The sequence below is a fragment of the Aeromonas sp. 602396 genome (genome assembly GCF_049173735.1).
GTDB lineage: Bacteria > Pseudomonadota > Gammaproteobacteria > Enterobacterales > Aeromonadaceae > Aeromonas > Aeromonas veronii_A.
Genome location: NZ_JAAKSD010000003.1, coordinates 197,804 through 216,643, shown reverse-complemented (window position 1 = coordinate 216,643; position 18,840 = coordinate 197,804). Strand labels below are relative to the sequence as shown.

Annotated in this window: 19 protein-coding genes; 14 read left to right on the top strand and 5 right to left on the bottom strand. The window is 59.6% G+C overall.

The annotated features are described in order from the left end of the window. Positions 1–92 precede the first annotated feature (92 nt). Positions 93–1,160 (bottom strand): M28 family metallopeptidase, encoded by a 1,068-nt coding sequence (locus tag G5229_RS06525; RefSeq protein WP_144714311.1) that lies wholly within the window; start codon positions 1,158–1,160, stop codon positions 93–95. 274 nt (positions 1,161–1,434) lie between these two features. Here G5229_RS06525 and trmB point away from each other — a divergent pair, with 274 nt between their 5' ends. From trmB to G5229_RS06490, 7 genes are all read left to right on the top strand, one after another. Continuing rightward, positions 1,435–2,148 (top strand): tRNA (guanosine(46)-N7)-methyltransferase TrmB, encoded by a 714-nt coding sequence (gene trmB / locus G5229_RS06520; RefSeq protein ID WP_005335228.1) that lies wholly within the window; start codon positions 1,435–1,437, stop codon positions 2,146–2,148. Positions 2,149–2,196: 48 nt separating this feature from the next. Beyond that, the gene (locus G5229_RS06515) at positions 2,197–2,529 is read left to right on the top strand and encodes a YggL family protein (protein WP_005348158.1); all 333 of its coding nucleotides are present in this window, start codon (positions 2,197–2,199) and stop codon (positions 2,527–2,529) included. Positions 2,530–2,651: 122 nt separating this feature from the next. After that, positions 2,652–3,572, top strand: a complete 921-nt coding sequence (gene glsB / locus G5229_RS06510; RefSeq protein WP_421208821.1) for a glutaminase B — start codon at positions 2,652–2,654, stop codon at positions 3,570–3,572. Positions 3,573–3,601: 29 nt separating this feature from the next. Further along, a complete protein-coding gene (locus G5229_RS06505; protein ID WP_139730845.1) occupies positions 3,602–4,897 on the top strand; it encodes a sulfurtransferase in 1,296 nt (431 codons plus the stop codon). Between the two features lie 124 nt (positions 4,898–5,021). After that, positions 5,022–6,197, top strand: a complete 1,176-nt coding sequence (locus G5229_RS06500; protein ID WP_421208820.1) for a S8 family peptidase — start codon at positions 5,022–5,024, stop codon at positions 6,195–6,197. Positions 6,198–6,310: 113 nt separating this feature from the next. Then, on the top strand, positions 6,311–6,520 hold the full coding sequence (locus G5229_RS06495) for a YgdI/YgdR family lipoprotein (RefSeq protein ID WP_129503426.1): 210 nt from the start codon (positions 6,311–6,313) through the stop codon (positions 6,518–6,520). A 169-nt stretch (positions 6,521–6,689) separates the two neighbouring features. Then, a complete protein-coding gene (locus G5229_RS06490; RefSeq protein ID WP_129503427.1) occupies positions 6,690–7,091 on the top strand; it encodes a DUF2541 family protein in 402 nt (133 codons plus the stop codon). 83 nt (positions 7,092–7,174) lie between these two features. On the opposite strand, the gene mog is transcribed toward G5229_RS06490, so the two are convergent. Then, entirely contained in the window at positions 7,175–7,705 is a 531-nt protein-coding gene (gene mog, locus G5229_RS06485) for a molybdopterin adenylyltransferase (RefSeq protein WP_005354170.1), read from the bottom strand. 392 nt (positions 7,706–8,097) lie between these two features. On the opposite strand from mog, the gene G5229_RS06480 reads away from it, so the two are divergent. From G5229_RS06480 to proX, 7 genes are all read left to right on the top strand, one after another. After that, positions 8,098–8,433, top strand: a complete 336-nt coding sequence (locus tag G5229_RS06480; protein WP_421205075.1) for a DUF3135 domain-containing protein — start codon at positions 8,098–8,100, stop codon at positions 8,431–8,433. A gap of 235 nt (positions 8,434–8,668) precedes the next feature. Further along, positions 8,669–9,466: a threonine/serine exporter family protein gene (locus G5229_RS06475; protein WP_421208819.1), complete on the top strand. Its 798-nt coding sequence runs from the start codon at positions 8,669–8,671 to the stop codon at positions 9,464–9,466. Beyond that, complete coding sequence (locus G5229_RS06470) at positions 9,463–9,930, top strand: threonine/serine exporter family protein (RefSeq protein WP_026035076.1); 468 nt, start codon at positions 9,463–9,465, stop codon at positions 9,928–9,930. The genes G5229_RS06475 and G5229_RS06470 overlap by 4 nt, the downstream gene beginning before the upstream one ends. An 18-nt stretch (positions 9,931–9,948) precedes the next feature. Then, entirely contained in the window at positions 9,949–10,440 is a 492-nt protein-coding gene (gene folA / locus G5229_RS06465) for a type 3 dihydrofolate reductase (RefSeq protein WP_421205079.1), read from the top strand. A gap of 555 nt (positions 10,441–10,995) precedes the next feature. Next, the gene (proV, locus tag G5229_RS06460; protein WP_216953005.1) at positions 10,996–12,192 is read left to right on the top strand and encodes a glycine betaine/L-proline ABC transporter ATP-binding protein ProV; all 1,197 of its coding nucleotides are present in this window, start codon (positions 10,996–10,998) and stop codon (positions 12,190–12,192) included. Further along, entirely contained in the window at positions 12,189–13,343 is a 1,155-nt protein-coding gene (proW, locus tag G5229_RS06455; RefSeq protein WP_337072470.1) for a glycine betaine/L-proline ABC transporter permease ProW, read from the top strand. The genes proV and proW overlap by 4 nt, the downstream gene beginning before the upstream one ends. Further along, entirely contained in the window at positions 13,340–14,338 is a 999-nt protein-coding gene (proX, locus tag G5229_RS06450) for a glycine betaine/L-proline ABC transporter substrate-binding protein ProX (RefSeq protein ID WP_421208818.1), read from the top strand. The genes proW and proX overlap by 4 nt, the downstream gene beginning before the upstream one ends. Before the next feature lie 93 nt (positions 14,339–14,431). Here proX and G5229_RS06445 read toward each other — a convergent pair whose 3' ends face one another. Genes G5229_RS06445 through G5229_RS06435 form a run of 3 tightly spaced genes read right to left on the bottom strand, consistent with a single transcriptional unit; the run spans position 14,432 to position 18,730 of the window. Then, entirely contained in the window at positions 14,432–15,226 is a 795-nt protein-coding gene (locus G5229_RS06445) for a phosphoadenylyl-sulfate reductase (protein WP_115521878.1), read from the bottom strand. Further along, positions 15,216–16,940 carry an assimilatory sulfite reductase (NADPH) hemoprotein subunit gene (cysI, locus tag G5229_RS06440; protein WP_421208817.1) on the bottom strand — a complete coding sequence of 575 codons (1,725 nt, stop codon included), beginning with the start codon at positions 16,938–16,940 and terminating at the stop codon, positions 15,216–15,218. The genes G5229_RS06445 and cysI overlap by 11 nt, the downstream gene beginning before the upstream one ends. Continuing rightward, a complete protein-coding gene (locus G5229_RS06435; RefSeq protein WP_421208816.1) occupies positions 16,940–18,730 on the bottom strand; it encodes an assimilatory sulfite reductase (NADPH) flavoprotein subunit in 1,791 nt (596 codons plus the stop codon). The genes cysI and G5229_RS06435 overlap by 1 nt, the downstream gene beginning before the upstream one ends. Between the last annotated feature and the right edge of the window lie 110 nt (positions 18,731–18,840).

The window sequence follows — 18,840 nt, the reverse complement described above, 5'->3', positions numbered from 1 at the left end:
GTTTGGCACCTGCCCGAATTTTACCTGCCCGTGTGGCTCCCATGAATTGAAATGAGTTAGGGCGATCTTGTTTTGTGGACAAGCAACTGACCTTACAAACCTGGTTCCTTGAGGAAGCGGATCATCAGGTCGGTGTTGGCGCCAAGTTGGCTTTCTACTCTGCCAGGGAATAGTTCCGCCATCTTGTCGAGGCGGTCGTACTGGGTGTGCCAGATTTTTCCCCACTGGGTTTCGCTGTCACGATCGCAGGCGCTCTTGGTGGTGGCGTCATAGCAGTCCCACAGCGCTGGATTGGTGCTTTGGGAGTAGCCGTCATAGCCATCAGCGCCGTTGATGGTGAAGTTGGTCGCTTCAACGTAGGCGATCGGCACCCCCAGGCAGGCAAAGGGAGCGTGATCTGACCAGCTGCCAGTCTCCCCTTCCGGATAACCGCTGTAGCTGGGATGAATGGCAAACGGGGTCGCAGTCTGTTTGGAGAGGGTAAGCAGGCGATCCCGCACCTTGGGATCGAAGCTGTAGCGGCTCGGATCTGTGCAGTTGTATTCGGCGACGTCCGAGTGGGCTGAGTGGACGTAGACGATGTCGCCCCCGGCGATGGTGTCGTAGTTCACCATCGCCAGCAGCTTGGCGACGGCGGTGCTGTCGAGGCTGGCGGCATAGGCTTTGGAGCCGTTGAGACCGTTCTCCTCCGCCCCGAAGAATGCAAAGCGAACCGTGTAGGGCAAGGTTTGTCCTTTAAGCGCCTCAGCCACTGCCAGCAGGGCTGCGACGCCAGCGCCGTTGTCGGTGGCTCCTTCAGAACCTTTCTTGTCGCCCGTACTGTCGTAGTGGGCGCCGATCAGGATCACCTTGTCACTTGTGCCCTTGAGCTCAGCGATCAGGTTTTGGGAGTTTTTACTGGCGCCGCTTTTGGTGTAGGTGAAGGGTTGGCGTTGCACATCGTAGCCCCAACCGGTCAGATGGTCCTGGATCCATGCCGCGGCACGAGTTTCTGCCTCTGTCCCCGTGGGGCGCGCGCCAATCCCTTCTGCGGTTGAGCTCAACTGCACCAGATACTCATAGGCCTGCTCGGCGGCAGCAGGGGTTTGTGAGTCATTTGTTGATGTGTCGCATCCCGCAAGCAAAGTGGTGATGGCAAACGCCAATGCTCTGTATTTCATACTGCAATCCTTTGTTGTGTATGGTTTTATTTGCGCAGGCAGCATGTACTCGACGCGTGACCGATTCTGTGAACGGGTCGGCATTTGTCAACTGTTGTCAATGAAATGGTGAGAGATGAGGGATTTGTTTCGCGAAACACTTGCGCCTTGGGCCTATCTTGGGATAATTCGCTCCCCTGTTTTCGCGGGTCGATGAAATGATGAGCCGCGAGCGGTCCCGCTCGGGATCGGACACAAGATGTATTACCCGGATTGATGAAATAACGAGACCATTATGCCTGTGACCCAAGATGTATTTAACGAAGACGGCAAGTTCATGCGCAAGATCCGCAGCTTTGTCCGTCGCGAAGGCCGCCTGACCAAAGGGCAGGAGAAGGCCCTGGAAGAGCTCTGGCCGGTCATGGGCATCGATTTCGAGCCAAAGCAGCTCGATCTGGTCGCACTGTTTGGCCGTGAAGCACCTGTGGTGCTGGAGATCGGCTTTGGTATGGGCGCCTCTCTGGTGGAGATGGCCAAGAATGCCCCCGAGAAGAACTTCATCGGCATCGAAGTGCACTCCCCGGGCGTGGGTGCCTGTCTGGGCACCGCTCAGGAAGCGGGCGTCACCAATCTGAAAGTGATCTGCCACGATGCGGTGGAAGTGCTGGAGCACATGATCCCGAACGGTTCACTCTCCTGCCTGCAGCTCTTCTTCCCGGATCCCTGGCACAAGAGCCGTCACCACAAGCGTCGCATCGTACAGCCTGCATTTGCCCAGGATATTCGTCAGAAGCTGGCCATCGGTGGCGTGTTCCACATGGCGACCGACTGGGAAAACTATGCCGAGCACATGCTGGAAGTGATGAGTGCCGCCGAGGGTTACGAGAACACCTCCGCCACCGGCAACTGGGTGCCCCGTCCGGACTGGCGTCCGCTGACCAAATTTGAACAACGCGGCCACCGTCTGGGCCACGGGGTTTGGGATCTGATTTTCAAGCGTGTCAGCTAAGCTGGCACGTCAACACACCTAGCGTATCAACTAACTTGAGGAGCTATCATGGCCAATCGTAGCCGCCGCCTGCGCAAGAAACTGCGCGTCGATGAATTCCAGGAAATGGGTTTCGACATCAGTTTCAACTTCCCGGTCGGCACTGCCGAAGAGACCATCGATGCGGTAGTCGATGCGATGATCGATGAGGTTGTTGAACCCCGTAAACTGGCTTTTGCCGGCTCCGGTCACCTGGCCTGGGAAGGGATGATCTGCACCCAGCAACTGGGCAAGTGTACCGAAGAAGACCGCGCTGCCGTCAAATCCTGGCTGGAAGGCAAGGGGATGGAAGCCGTGGTCGTTACCGAGCTGTTCGACCTCTGGTACGGTGAACCGGCCTGATACAAGGCTGCCGCATCTGGCGCCTTGTTGTGGGTAACTGAAAAATCCCGCCGCTGGCGGGATTTTTGTCAGTGGGGATGGGATCTCCACCGCTGTTTTAGTCATGGAATCGCTTATTGCTTATGGTGTTGTCATCCGAATTACTGGCCAGCATCCTTGAAGAGGTGCGCCCGTTGCTGGGACAAGGCAAGGTGGCCGACTACATTCCGGCACTGGCTCAGGTACCGGCCGATCGGTTTGGTATCGCAGTCTGTACCGTCGAAGGGGAGCTGTTCACCGCCGGTGACGCTTTTGAACCCTTCTCCATCCAGAGTATCTCCAAGGCCCTGAGCCTGACCCTGGCACTCACCCTCTATAAGGAGGAGGAGATTTGGGCCCGGGTTGGCAAGGAGCCCTCCGGCCAGCCCTTCAACTCGCTGGTGCAGCTCGAGTTCGAGCAGGGGATCCCCCGCAACCCCTTTATTAATGCCGGGGCGCTGGTGGTGAGCGATCTGCTTGAGACCCGCCTCACTGCGCCGCGTCAGCGTACCCTCGAGCTGGTGCGCCGTCTTTCCGGCAATCCGGCCATCATGGCGGATCAGGTGGTCGCCCGCTCCGAATATCAGCACTCTGCCCGCAACGCCGCCATCGCCTATCTGATGAAGGCCTATGGCAACTTCGAAAACGAAGTGGACAAGGTGCTGCAAAGCTACTTCAATGCCTGTGCCATCCGCATGAGCTGCGTCGATCTGGCGCGGGCATTCATCTATCTGGCCAACCGTGGTGCGCCACTGGGCGAGAGCGTACCGCTGCTGCCCGCCCGCACCACCAAACAGGTCAACGCCCTGCTCGCCACCTGCGGTCTCTATGATGAGGCGGGCGATTTTGCCTATCGGGTCGGCATGCCGGGCAAATCGGGGGTCGGCGGCGGTATCATCGCCCTGATCCCGGGCGAGCTCTGCGTCTGTGTCTGGTCGCCCGAGCTCAACAAAGCCGGCAACTCGCTGGCGGGCACGGCGGCGCTGGAGCTGCTGGCCGAGCGGCTGGGTCGCTCCATTTTTTAACCTTGTTCACTATGAATCGAGAGATCACCATGAAACGACATCTTCGCTTCCTGCAGGCCGCGCTGGCGACCTTACTGCTCTGGTGTGCCCTGCCCGCCGTGGCAGGGGAGTTGCCACCGCTCTCGCTGGCCGATGCCAAGGCCAAACAGGCTGTCATCCTGGATACCCGCGCCAGCTACTTCTATCAGGGGTGGCCGATGGAAGGGGAGAAGCAGGGCGGTCATGTGGCGGGCGCCGAGAACCTCTCTGCCGAGTGGAAATACAGCGATGAAGAGTGGCCAAAGGCGCTCGAGATCAAGGGGCTGAAAGCCGATCGTCCGGTTGCCCTCTACGGTGCGTCCCGCGAAGTGGCCGAGGTGGCCCGTCTGCTGCGCAAGCAGGGGATCAAGCAGCTGTTCGAGCTGCAAGGGTGGCAAGCCGCACCGCGCGAGTCGTTGGCACGCTGGCAGCAGCTGGTCTATCCGCGCTGGTTGGCGGATCTGCAAGAGGGCAAGCCAGTTGCCGCGGCGCCCAAGGGCGACTGGAAGCTGTTTGAAGTGGATTGGGGTTCACCCAAGGCCTACCTCATCAGCCACATCCCGGGGGCAGGTTATATCGATACCAACAGCCTCGAGGAGGAGCCGCTGTGGAACAAGGTCTCTGACGAAGCGCTCAAGAAGCTGCTGCTGGATAACGGCATCCGTCACGACACCACCGTCATCCTCTATGGTCGCAACACCATGGCGGCTGCCCGTGCCGCGCATCTGATGATGTATGCGGGGGTGGAAGATGTGCGCCTGCTGGACGGTGGTCTGGATGCCTGGTTTATCCAGCACCTACGTACCGAAACGGGTTTGCCCAACAAATATGAGCCGGTGAAGGAGTTTGGCGTGGCCATTCCCGCTCACCCCGAGTACTACACCACGTTAAGTCAGGCAAAAGAGCTGCTCAAGCAGCCCGATAGCGCACTGGTCAGCGTGCGTACCTGGGACGAGTTTGTCGGCAACACCTCAGGTTACAGCTACATCAAGCCGAAGGGCGATATTCCGGGGGCCAAGTGGGGTCATGGCGGGGTGGATGCCAACAGCATGAGCGACTTCCACAACCCGGACGGCACCATGAAGCCGGCCCGCGAGATCCTCGCCATGTGGGAGCAGTGGAATATCGAGCCAACTCAGCAGGCCGCATTCTACTGCGGTACCGGCTGGCGCGCCTCCGAGGCCTTCTTCTACGCCTGGCTGATGGACTGGAAACGGATCAGCGTCTACGACGGCGGTTGGTATGAGTGGAGTTCCGATCCCAAGAACCCGACCGTGACCGGTGAGCGCCAGCCCGCCAAGTCATGATTGCGCTCTTGCGCTTCAAAGAAGAGGCCGGACAGATGTCCGGCCTTTTTGTATCCGCTCGGGCCTGCGCCAGCCTGCCACTACACTTTGCTGGTGGCTATCAGGTCGATGGAAGGAGTGACTGATGAGACGGATATGGACAGGCCTGCTGGTGGCAGGCGTACTGACACAGGGGGTAATGGCTGCCGAACGGGCTCGTTATCTGGTGCAACTCAAGCCGGGGGCGGAGGCCGCTGTGCTGGCCCAAAGCAAAGGGATGGGGGGCGAGCTGGCCCTGCAACTGCCCGAGCAGCATGCGCTGGCGCTCTGGTTGCCAGCTGCTGCAGCGACAGCGCTGGCGCGCAACCCCAACGTGCTGTGGGTGGAGCCGGATGCCAAGCGTTATGCCAGTGCCGAGACCCTGCCTTATGGCATTCCCATGGTACAGGCGCCACAACTGAGCGATGGTATGGCCGGAGAGGTGCTGGTGTGTATCATTGACTCTGGCTATAGCGGCAATCACCCGGATCTGCCCCATGGGGCGCAGGTGCAGGGTAGTGACAACGCAGGTACAGGCAGCTGGAGCAGTGACGAAAACGGTCACGGCACCCACGTGGCAGGCACCATAGCCGCCATTGGGGGGAACGACATGGGCGTGGTCGGTGTCTTGCCGAATCAGAGTGTCCCGCTGCACATCATCAAGGTGTTTGGCGCCAACGGCTGGGCCTATACCTCCAACCTGGTGGGGGCTCTCAATGCCTGCAAGCAGGGGATGAGCAGTCGTGGCTTTACTCGCATGGTCATCAACATGAGCCTAGGGGGCAATGTGCCCAGCAAGACGGAAGAGCAGGCGTTCAATCAGGCTTACAGCCAGAATGTGTTGAGTGTGGCGGCGGCGGGCAATGCGGGCAACACCAGCAAGTCCTATCCCGCCTCTTACAGCAGTGTGGTGAGCGTGGCTGCTATCGATGGCAGCAAGCAGTTGGCTTATTTCTCGCAACGCAACGATCAGGTGGAGCTGGCGGCCCCCGGTGTTGCTGTGCTGTCGACCGTGCCGAGTGGTTACGCCAGCTACAGCGGTACCTCGATGGCGACCCCTCATGTGGTCGGGGTCGCCACCCTGGCCTGGTCACAGCGGCTGGAGTGCAGCAATGATCAACTGCGCCAGACCCTGCGCAGCAGCGCCCAGGATCTGGGGGCTGTCGGACGGGACAACAGCTATGGCTATGGTCTGGTGCAGGCCAGAGTCGCGGCAGATCGGCTGGCACTTGGCTGTGGTTCCGGTACCGGTAGCAGTGGCAAACCGGGTGGTCGCAAGTAACTGATTTTTGATGGTGATCTCACTTTATTGTGCAAGTTTCCGACTGCCTGCCGGATTGGAGTAGGCTGGATATGACACCCTCGTGGTGAGGGTGAAAGGAGAAGAGTGCGCCTATGAAAAAACTGATGATGATCCTGGTGTGCGCCCTGGGGCTGGTAGCATGCAGCTCCCAATACATCATGAGCACCAAGGATGGCAAGATGATCACCACAGAGAGCAAGCCCAAGCTGGACGAGAGTACCGGTATGTATCGCTATTACGATCATGAAGGGCGTGAGGTGATGATCAATAAAGAAGATGTGACCCAGATCATGGAGCGTTGAGCGCTCATATGCAGTCAGGGCCGCAATATGCGGCCCTTCACATTTTTACCGGCAAATTCCTCCATTTTCTCAGGCAATCGCCCCTCTTTCGCCGCAAATGCGCGTTCGGGTACAGCTTCCGTTATGGTTCGGTCCGTATTATTGCACTCCGTTTTTTATTGGAGGTGTTATGTCCCTGATGTCTATCTGGAATTCCCGTTTTTCCGCGCGCACCCTGCTGGGTGGTGTCTTGCTGGTGGTGGCGTCAGCCAGCCATGCTGGCGATGATCAGTTCACGCTGGGGCGGACTATTTTGCTGGGGGCCGGTGATCATGGTGCGACAATTCCTTTGGTGATTTGCCGTCAGACCAAATATATCAAGGTGAAGGCGGAACGTGATTTGACCCTGGATCGGGTGGTGGTGACCTATGGTGGTGATCGTACCAAAACCATTCGCTTCGATCGGGAGATGAGCAGTGATAAAGAGACCGAGTGGAAATCACTGGGTTCGCGTCGTTGTGTGAAAAAGATCGAAGTGTACGGTAATTCAGAGCGCAGCAAAGCGGGCGTAAAAGTATTCGGCCGTAAATAATCGATGCATTTTGTCTGCACGAACAGATGAGCTAAAAATAATGGCGAGCCGTGGCTCGCCATTATTTTTTATGGTCGGCTTTGCTATTTTTTCGGCCGAAATGGCTTGATGACAGTTTCATCGCACTCGAGATACGGCCCTTCCATCAAATCGATGCAGTAGGGGATGGCGGGGAATACTGCATCCAGACACTCGCGGATCGATTTGGGCTTGCCCGGCAGATTGACGATCAGGGTGTCGTCGCGCAGTCCGGCTGTCTGGCGCGACAGAATGGCGGTCGGCACAAACTTGAGGGATTCGGCCCGCATCAGCTCGCCAAAGCCCGGCATCATGCGATCACACACCGCTTCGGTCGCTTCCGGCGTGACATCCCGCTTGGCCGGGCCGGTGCCGCCTGTGGTGACGATGAGACAACACTGCTCTTCATCCGCCAGCCGGATCAGGGTCGCTTCAATCTGATCCTGTTCATCGGGGATCACCTGATAGACAGGTTCCCACTCCGAGGTCAGATAGGCGTTCAGGGTGTCGATGATGGCCTTGCCGGAGAGGTCTTCATAGATACCCGCGCTGGCGCGATCGCTGACGGTGACGATACCGATTTTTGCCTTGCTCATGGTCTGCTCTTGAATGTCCGATAAAAGTGGCAATTAAAATAACATAATCAGTGGGATATGTTAAACCGTCAGGAGATGACGCGGGTCGGTGAGGGAAGAATAAAGTGTCGAATGAAGCAAAATAAGGCCACCCGGATTTTTATTTGCAATAAAAAACAGAAAATCACAACCTAAAATGTATAAGTGTTTATCTCGCCTGAATTAAAAACAATCGCTTGTTTCCAAACACAATTAAAATAGATAGACACCCTCGTAGTGACCATTGTCCGGTTTAGTCCCCAGTGGATGGATTGAACCCTTTTTAGCCGCGTCGTATATACAGATTCATATGGCTGGGACGTGATGGTGTGGTACCGCAGTGTGTTGCCAGCAATAGTCGCCAAGGAGGGCATATGGAGTTGCCTGATTTTGACACCCTGAAGGAGTTGGCCGCGAGAGAGCCTTCCCGGCTGGATGCGATCCTGGAGCAGCAGATCGACCAGTTGATGGCCCGTGCGAGCCCCGATCAGCAGCGCCGTCTGCGCGGATTGCAGTTCAAGATTGATGGTCAGCGTCGGCTGGCTAAAAACAATCTAGACAGCTGTATCCGGATTGCCAACATGATGCGGGAATCCTTTTATCTGATGCGCAGCGAAATGATCCAGTTCAGAGAAGAGGGAGAGCCTCCGCCTGAAAACGATGGCAGTGGTAAAATAATCCGTCTGGCGGACTATCGACGTCGTAAATAATCTGCAAGAAACTCCTTGGTTGATATTTCAGCCAAATCGGTGAGGTCATAATAAAGGGAATTGCTGACGACCTGATTGTTATGGTTTTTAATGTTGGTCGTAATGTATTTGTGATGTAATCTCTTTTATCCTTCTTGTAATAAATTATTAGTCAGGTTGTGATTGAGGTGGATGAATAACGGTAAAAGTTAGGCTAATATGGCCGAAATTTTTATTGCTACGACTCGAAGGGATTATGAGAAGTATCACACCAAGACGGGTGTTGTCGCGGGAGCAACAGACAGAGATCACCCGCATTATCGTCAAGGTGGGTCAGTTGTTGGCCCAGTTCGGGGCGGAGAGCCGGATCATCGAACAGACCACGGTGCGACTGGGGATGGCGCTGGGGTTGGAGAGTGTCGAAATGGCTATCTCGTCGAGCGCCATTGTGCTCACCAGTCTCTATCAGGGCAGCTGTGTCACCACCACTCGGCGGGTGCGCGAGCATGGCATCAACATGCAGGTGGTGTGCGAGATCCAGCGGATCTGCATCATGGCGGAGAAAGAGCTGATCGGTGCCCGTGAAGTGCGCCAGCGGCTCGAGGCCATCGCCCCCTTTCACTATCACCCCTGGCTGGTGGTCCCCATGGTGGGGCTCTCATGTGGTGCCTTTAGCCTGCTGTTTGGCGGTGACTGGCCCATCTTCCTGGTGACCTGTTTCTCGTCTGCCGTGGCGATGCGGGTGCGCCAGCTGATGGCCCGCCATCACCATAGCCCGCTCATCAACTTTACCGCTACCGGCTTTATCGCCACCTTGCTCTCCTCCAGCGCCACCTTCTTTAACTGGGGTGACCAGCCTTATCTCGCCATGGCGGCCAGCGTGCTGCTGCTGGTGCCGGGCTTTCCGCTGATCAATGCGGTCTCAGACATGGTGAAGGGCTACTTCAACATGGGGCTGGCCCGTTGGGGGACCGCGACCCTGCTGACTATCAGCGCCGCCATAGGTATCATTTTGGCCATGTCGGTCACCGGTATCTGGGGGTGGAAAGTATGATGGATTTGCTCTGGCTACTGGCCAAGGATGCCTTCTGGTCCTCCATTCCGGCGGTGGGGTTTGCCATGCTGTTCAATGTGCCACCACGGATGCTGAAGTACTGCGCCATGGGCGGCGCGCTGGCCCACAGCCTGCGTACCTTGCTGATCCACTATGGTATGCCCATCGAGTGGGCGACGCTGGCGGCGGCCACCACGGTCGGCTTTGTCTGCGTCTACTGGTCGCGCCGTCTGCTGGCGCCGCGTCCGGTGTTCAGCGTTGCCTCCATCATTCCGATGATCCCGGGCAGTTATGCCTTCAAGACCATGATTGCGGTGGTAGAGCTCAACATCAACGGCGTGACCATGGAGTTGATCCAGAGTGCGGTGGAGAACGGCCTCAAGGCGCTCTTTATCGTCGGTGCCCTCAGTTTCGGTTTGGCGATCCCCTCTCTGGTCGTGTACCGTAACCGCCCCATAATCTGACAGACGGTGAGAGGCCCCATGAAGATTTCCATGATTGCCGCCATGGCCCACGACAGGGTGATCGGCAAGGACAACCAGATGCCCTGGCATCTGCCTGCCGATCTGGCCCACTTCAAGCGTGTCACCCTCGGTAAACCGGTATTGATGGGGCGCAAAACCTTCGAATCCATCGGTCGACCGCTACCCGGACGGCGCAATCTGGTGATCAGCCGCAACCCCGACTACCGGGCCGACGGCGTGGAGGTGATCGACTCGGTGGACGCGGCGCTGGCGCTGCTGGCCGGCAGTGACGTGGCCGAGCTGATGGTGATCGGAGGCGGTCATCTCTACGGCCAGCTGCTGCCACGGGCCGACAGGCTCTATCTGACCCGCATCGATCTGGCGGTGGAGGGTGATACCCGCTTTCCGGCCTTCGACGAGGGCGACTGGTCGTGCATCGAGCGCGAGTCACATCAGCCTGACGAGAAGAATCCCCACTTCTACTGTTTCGAAACCTGGCAGCGGCGTTGACGGGCGGCGTTACCGCTCTGGCTGATAGCCCCTTGTGTTGCACAAGGGGCTTTTTTCGTACGGGCTATTTGCCAGAAGCTCCGTGCCAGCAGGCCGATTGTCCAGAGGTGGCAGGGCGATCTCATCGCGGCGTGTGAACGCACCTTCATCCTCTGCTCTGCCCCTCCTCTGCTCCTTTTCTTGTCCCCCAATCTGTCCTCATTGTGACCAATAAATAGTTAGATGTGTAATCATTTGGTCGCTGTTGATTATCTGGATGGCGCGTCACACAGTTACCGTCATTAACCTGCATTTTCTTGCGCTTTTTTGATTGTTTTTGAATGATTTTTCCCAGTGCATCTTCGTTTTATATGGAAGATTTTATGGATAAGACCAGGCTTTGTTCGGTTTTTATTGATAAAAATAACTTTTTAAAATCAATTGTTTATTTTGTGGTTTGCCTTTGGGGACTCTATTGGTCCTTTTGTTTTGGGTGTTTATTGCTTAGTGTAAAAAGCAGTTGGCTCGCGTTCGGCAGGTTAATCACCAAGATGTCGACCATGAAAAAAGGACAGTATGACAGTCAAACTCGAGGTTAAATCACTCTACAAAATCTTCGGCGATCAGCCGGAAAAAGCGTTCAAATTGCTGGCGAAAGGGCATGACCGCGCCAGCATCCTGCAAAAAACCGGGCAGACCCTGGGGGTCCAGGATGTCAATCTGGCCATCGACGAAGGGGAGATCTTCGTGGTGATGGGCCTCTCCGGCTCGGGCAAATCCACCCTGGTGCGTCTCTTCAACCGGCTGATCGAGCCGACCCGCGGCCAGGTACTGATCGATGGCGAGGACATCGCCGCCATCTCCGACGGCGAGCTGCGTCAGGTGCGGCGCAAGAAGATCAGCATGGTATTCCAGTCCTTCGCCCTGATGCCGCACCTGAGCGTGCTGGAAAACACCGCCTTCGGGCTGGAGCTGGCCGGTGTGCCGCTGGCGGAGCGCCAGCAGAGCGCCCGCCAGGCGCTCCATCAGGTGGGGTTGGGTCAGTGGATCGATGCCTTCCCCGATGCCCTCTCCGGCGGCATGAAGCAGCGGGTCGGCCTGGCCCGCGCACTCGCCAACGACCCTGACATCCTGCTGATGGACGAGGCTTTTTCGGCGCTGGATCCGCTGATCCGCACCGAGATGCAGGACGAGCTGCTCAAGCTGCAGGCCAGCCAGCAGCGCACCATCGTCTTCATCTCTCACGATCTGGACGAGGCGATGCGTATCGGCGATCGCATCGCCATCATGCAGGACGGCCAGCTGGTGCAGGTCGGCACCCCGGACGAGATCCTCAACCAGCCCGCCAATGACTATGTGCGCGCCTTCTTTCGCGGGGTGGATCTGGCCAACGTGTTCAGCGCCCGCGACGTGGCCAGCCGCAAGCAGATGCCGCTCATCAAGAAGCACACCACCGACGGGCCGGGCAACGCCCTGCGCCAGCTCAAGGAGCAGGAGCGGGAGTTCGGTTACGTGGTGGATCGCCGGCGTCGCTTCATCGGGGTCGTCTCGGTGGAGTCGCTCGGTCATGCAGTCAGGGCCAAAGGCAGCCTGGAGCAGGCGCTGCTGGCGGACATCCGGCCCATTATGGCGGACACCGCCCTCAACGAACTGATCAGCCAGGTGGCGGCCGCCCCCTGTCAGGTGCCCGTGGTCGAGGAGGATGGCACTTATCTGGGCCTCATCTCCAAGGCCAACCTGCTGAACACCCTGGACAGGAGTACCCCGGCATGAAGCTGATGAATCCCAATTTTTTACTGAGCGGGCTGCTGGCCCTGGTGCTGCTGGCGAGCCCCGCCCTGCGTGCCGATGAGGTGGCGGCCGACCCTTGGGGCGCCACGGCTTCTAGTGCCACCGAGGTGGCCGATCCCTGGAGTGATACCGCCACCGCCGCCACCGACTGGCAGAACCAGATCGAGACGGTGGATACCACAGCTGCCGTCGACTGGCTGGATCCCTTCCAGCAGGCGTTGGTGCCACTGGACAGCTGGGTCGAGGATGGCATCGGCTGGCTGGTGGACAACCTGCGTCCCGTGTTTCAGCTGATCCGTGCACCGGTGGAGCTGGCGCTGGGCGGCATGACCCATCTGCTGCAGACGGTACCTTCCACCCTGATGATCGGTCTGCTGACCCTGATCGCCTGGCAACTGGTGAACGCTCGCATGGCGCTGGGAACCCTGTTCTCGCTAGTGGTGGTGGGCCTTATCGGCGCCTGGTCCGATGCCATGGTGACCCTGTCGCTGGTGCTGACCTCGCTGTTCTTCTGCGTGCTGATCGGGCTGCCGGTCGGCATCCTGCTGGCGAGGAGCGAGCGACTGTCGCGCTGGACCCGGCCGCTGCTGGATGCGATGCAGACTACCCCGGCCTTCGTCTACCTCATCCCCATCGTCATGCTGTTCGGTATCGGCAACGTGCCCGGGGTGGTGGTGACCGTCATCTTCGCGCTGCCGCCGATGATCCGGCTGACCATGCTGGGCATTCGCCAGGTGCCTGCGGATCTGGTTGAGGCGGCCCACTCGTTCGGTGCCAGCCCCTCTCAGCTGCTGTTCAAGGTACAACTGCCGCTCGCCATGCCCACCATCATGGCCGGGGTCAACCAGACCCTGATGCTGGCACTCTCCATGGTGGTGATCGCCTCCATGATTGCGGTGGGGGGCCTCGGCCAGATGGTGCTGCGCGGCATCGGCCGGCTCGACATGGGGCTCGCCTCCATCGGCGGCCTCGGCATCGTATTGCTGGCTATCGTGCTCGACCGCCTGACCCAGGCGATGGGACAGCCGGATCGCAGTCGTACCGGCCGCTGGTATCAGCGCGGCCCCGCCGCCCTGCTGCTGCGCCTGCTCGGCCGCGACAAGCCTATCGATTACAAAGGAGTAAATGCATGAGGCTCATTACCAAGACGCTGACCCTGGGTTCCCTGCTGTTGAGCTCCCAACTGCTCGGCCCGCTCGCCATGGCCAGCACCGAGCTGCCGGGGGAGGGAGTGCGCGTCCAGCCCCTGCAGAGCTCGTTGCCGGAGGAGAGTTTTCAGACCCTGTTGGTCAGCAAGCTGATGGCGCGCCTCGGCTATGACGTCCAGCCGGCCCAGGAGGTGGATTACAACGTGGCCTACGCCTCGGTGGCGCAGGGGGATGGCACCTTCCTCGCCTTCAACTGGATACCGCTGCAAAACAACAAGTATGAGCAGGCTGGCGGCGACAAGGTGTTCTTCCGTGAGGGCACCTATGTGGCCGGGGCCGCCCAGGGCTATCTCATCGACAAGCAGACCGCGACTCGCAACGGCATCACCAATCTGGGTCAGCTCAAGGATCCCAAGCTGGCGGCGCTGTTTGACGGCGATGGCGACGGCAAGGCCGACCTGGTGGGTTGCAATCCGGGCTGGGGCTGCGAAGAGGCGATCAACCGTCATCTGGCCGGGTTTGGCCTGACCCCGACCGTCACTCACAAGCAGGGCAACTACGCGGCGCTGATCGCCGATACCCGTGCCCGTTACCAGGCCGGCAAGCCGGTGCTCTACTACACCTGGACCCCCTACTGGCTCAGCAGCGAGCTGGTGCCGGGCAAGGACGTGGTGTGGCTGGAGGTGCCCGCCGACGGCCCTGATGCGGCCAAGACCCGGCTGCCGAACGGCAAGAACTATGGCTTCCCGGTCAACACCATGCATATAGTGGCCAACAAGCAGTTCGCCGAGGCCAACCCGGCAGCCGCCAGGCTGTTCTCCATCGTCAAGCTTCCGCTCAATGACATCAACGTGCAGAACGGCCTGATGAACAAGGGGCAGAACAAGCCGGCGGATGTGGAGCGTCACGCCGACGCCTGGCTCAAGGGCCACGAGGTGCTGGTGAACGACTGGCTGACCCAGGCGCGCGCCGCCAAGTAATGAGGGGTGGAATGCCACCCTTTTGCGCAAATTAAAACGCCCGGCTGTTGCCGGGCGTTTTTTTATGAAAGCCGTGCGGGTGGACAGCCTGGCTCAGATGCCTGAGCCGTCGTTCTCGCCATTTTCCTCGTGCAAACCGCACTCGCGCTTGAGGCCGAAGAAGCGGGTCTGCTCCTCGCTCATGCCCGGCTCCCACTTGGCGGTGGTGTGGACATCGCCCACCGAGAGGTAGCCCTGCTCCCACAGCGGGTGATAGGGGAGGTCGAACTCCTTGAAGTAGTAGAAGACATCCTTGTTGCTCCAGTCGATCACCGGCAGGAACTTGAAGCGGCCGCGCTGGATGCCCAGCACCGGCAGCTTGCCACGGCTACCGGATTGCTCCCGGCGCAGGCCGGAGAACCAGGTCTGGGCCCCCAGCTCACGCAGGGCGCGGTCCATCGGCTCCACCTTGTTGAGCTGGTTGTAGCGGGTGATCCCCTCCACGCCCTGCTCCCACAAGAGGCCAAATCGCGCCTCCTGCCAGGCTGGGCTGAGCTCGGCCCGGTAGATCTTCAGGTTGAGCGCGAGGCGCTCGGTCAGCTCGTCGATGAAACGGTAGGTTTCGGGGAACAGATAACCGGTATCGGTCAGCACCACGGGCACGTCGGCCCGCTCGCGGCTTACCAGATGGAGCATCAGCGCCGCCTGAATGCCGAAACTGGATGAGAGCACATGCTCCCCCGGCAGATTGGCCAGGGCCCAGCGCACCCGCTCGGGGGCACTCATGGTATCCAGCTCCCGGTTGAGGGGCGCGAGTGCCTCGACTTGCTCCTCACGGCCGAGGGCCAGCAGCGCCTGCAGGTCAAGGCGGCCATCTTCAGTGACATTAAGCGGCTGATTAAGCGGCATAGAAGTCTCTCGCAGAGTCGATAACGGGGGCAATTACCCCAACCCGGATCACGAAGTCGCCGAAGCACTCACCCTGATTTCGCTCGGTGGCCCAGCGGCCGATCAACGCGTCGAGTTCGGCCAAAATCTGCGGCTCGGTGATGTTCTCCTGATAGAGGCGCGGAATGCGGGTCCCCTCCAGATTGCCCCCCAGATGGAGGTTGTAGCGGCCGGGCGCCTTGCCCACCAGACCCACTTCCGCCAGCATGGCGCGGCCGCAGCCGTTGGGGCAGCCGGTGACCCGGAAGATGATGGCGTCATCCGCCAGCCCATGCTTGGTGAGCAAGCCCTCGATGTCGGTGACAAACGCTGGCAGCATGCGCTCCGCCTCGGCCATCGCCAGCGGGCAGGTGGGCAGGGCCACACAAGCCATGGACTGCTTGCGCTGCTCGCTCACGCCGTCATCCAGCAGGCCGTACTGGCGCGCCAGCCCCTCGATGCGGGCCTTCTCGCTGGCAGGTACCCCGGCGATGATCAGGTTCTGGTTGGCGGTCAGGCGAAAATCCCCCTGATGCACCTTGGCGATCTCCAGCATGCCGGTTTTGAGCGGCTTGCCCGGGAAGTCCAGCAGGCGGCCATTCTCGATAAACAGGGTGAGGTGGTGCTTGCCGTCGATCCCCTCGACCCAACCGAAGCGATCGCCCCGGCTGGTGAACTCATAGGGGCGAACCGGCCCGAACTGGATGCCGGCGCGGCTCTCCACCTCGGCCTTGAAGGCCTCGACACCGACGCGCTCGAGGGTGTACTTGGTCTTGGCGTTCTTGCGGTTGACCCGGTTGCCCCAGTCGCGCTGGGTGCTGACCACGGCGGCCGCCACCTCCAGCACGTGGGAGAGCGGAATAAAGCCAAAGTCGCTCGCCTTGCGCGGGTAGGTGCTGGTGTCGCCGTGGGTCATGGCGAGGCCCCCGCCCACCAGCACGTTGAAGCCAACCAGCTTGCCATGCTCGGCAATGGCCACGAAGTTGAGATCGTTGGCGTGGATATCCACGTCGTTGTGAGGCGGGATCACCACAGTGGTCTTGAACTTGCGCGGCAGGTAGTTGGAACCCAGGATCGGCTCTTCGTCACCCCCCAGCTTCTCGCCGTCCAGCCAGATCTCCACGTAGGCGTGGGTCTTGGGCAGCAGGTGCTCGGAGATCTTCTTGGCCCACTCGTAGGCCTCCTGATGCAGCTCGGACTCCACCGGGTTGCTGGTGCAGAGCACGTTGCGGTTTACATCGCCTGCGGTGGCGATGGAGTCGATGCCGGTGCTGTTGAGGGTCTGGTGCATCAGCTTGATGTCGCGCTTCAATACCCCGTGGAACTGGAAGGTCTGTCGGGTGGTAAGGCGGATGCTGCCGTACAGGCTGTGCTCTTCGGCGAACTTGTCGATGATTTGCCACTGGGCCGGGGTGATGATCCCACCCGGCAGGCGGGCACGCAGCATGACGTTGTGCAGCGGTTCCAGCTTCTGGGCGGCGCGCTCCGGGCGGATGTCACGGTCATCCTGCTGATACATGCCGTGAAAGCGGATCAGCTGGAAGTTGTCGCCGTTAAAGCCGCCGGTGAGCGGGTCCTGCAGATCCTGCTCTATGGTGCCACGCAAGAAGTTGCTCTCGCGCTTGAGGCGTTCGTTGTCGGCCAGCGGCCCTTCGACCGGTCCCGCTTTTGGGTGAGAAAGAGGTTGTTTGCTCATCAATAGACATCCCTTTGATAACGTTTGGCACGACGCAATTCGCTCAAATACTCTTCTGCTTCCTCACGGCTCTTGTGGCCGTGTTCGGCAATTACATCCAGCAGGGCCTCCTGCACATCCTTGGCCATTTTGTTGGCGTCGCCACACACATAGAAGTGAGCGCCTGCTTCCAGCCACTGGTAGAGCTCAAGCCCTGCCTCGCGCAGGCGGTCCTGCACATAAATCTTGTTGGCCTGATCCCGGCTGAAGGCTAGCGAGATCTTCGACAGCAGCCCCGATTTCACATAACGCTGCCACTCCACCTGATAGAGGAAATCCTGGGTAAAGTGGGGGTTGCCGAAGAAGAGCCAGTTCTTGCCTTCCGCGCCCTGAGCTTCCCGCTCCTGCATAAAGGCGCGGAACGGGGCGATGCCGGTGCCCGGGCCCACCATGATGACGGGGGTATCTGGGTTGGCAGGCAGGCGGAAGTTGTCGTTGTGCTCGACAAACACCCGCACCTCGCCATCCTCAATCAGCCGATCCGCCAGATAGGAGGAGGCGGCGCCAGAGCGCACAGTGCCATCTTCCTGCGGGTAACGCACCACGCCGACGGTCAGGTGCACCTCCTCTTCCACTTCGCTCTGGGCGGAGGCGATGGAGTAGAGGCGCGGGGTGAGGGGGCGCAGCAGGCCAACCAGCTGCTCGGCCGTGAGCGCGGTCGGGAAGCGTTTCAGTACATCCACCACTTGGGCAGAGGCGACCAGTGCATTGACCTGGGCCTTGTCGCCAGCCAGATCTTTCAGCGCCGCATTATCCGATATGTCAGCGAGCCCTGTGATAAAGCCGCCGTGCAGCCGGGTCAGTTCGAAGTGACTGGTCAGGGCCGCGCGCAAGGTGCCGTGGGCCGTGGCTTCATCGCCAGAGAGGCCGGTCAGGGCCAGCACTTCGCCCACCAGTTCGGCGTCATTGTCGAACCAGACACCGAGGGCATCACCCGGCTGATAGGTAATGCCGGAGTCGGCCAGATTGATCTCGATATGGCGGATATCCTTGGTGGAATCCCGGCCAGTGATCTTCTGATTGACCGACAGGCGTGCAGGGAAGGGGTTCTCCTTGCTGTACTGGCTGTGGCCAACCGCCTGCTGCACCGCGCTGGCTACGCTGCTGCTGGCCGCTCCGGTAGAGAGGGTTGCGGTGATGGCGTTGAGTGCCTGTTCGCCCCACGCCTTGGCTGCATCCTGATAATCCACATCAAGGCTGGCGAGCTCATAAATGCGCTCGGCTCCAGCGGTGGCGAGGAAGTTGTCAAAATCTTTGCCGGTCTGGCAGAAAAATTCGTAGGAGCTGTCACCCAGCCCCAGCACCGCGAACTTGAGGCCGTCCAGTTTGCCAACCTTGCCTTTTTTAAGCTGCTCGAACAGATCGACGGCGCTCTCCGGCGGTTCACCCTCCCCGTAAGTGCTCACTACCACCAGCAGGTGGCTCTCTTTCTTGAGCTGCTTGGGTTTGTAGTCGGCCATCGACGCTAGGGTGACGGGTAGGCCGAGGGCCTCTGCCTGCGCCTTGATGGCAGTGGCGACACCTTTGGCGTTGCCGGTCTGGGAGCCGTAGATAATGGTCAGGCTGCCGCTGGGTGCAGCCACGGCGGCGCTGGTTGCAACGCTCTGCTGACCGGTCTGGGAGAGGCCGTAGAGATATCCGCTCACCCAGGCCAGTTGCTGGGTATTGAGAGTCGAGAGTACCTGGCCCAGCTGACGTTGCTGCTCGTCAGAGAGGGGGGAGAGGTTGAATGGGGAATCCTTCAATTGCATCACACGCGTCTTCCATGGTCTGATTTTTGGCCAGATTAAAGGGCGTGTTGGATAACAACAAAGAATAAAAATGTCTTCTTTATTCTATTAATGCATTAAAGGGGCAGAGG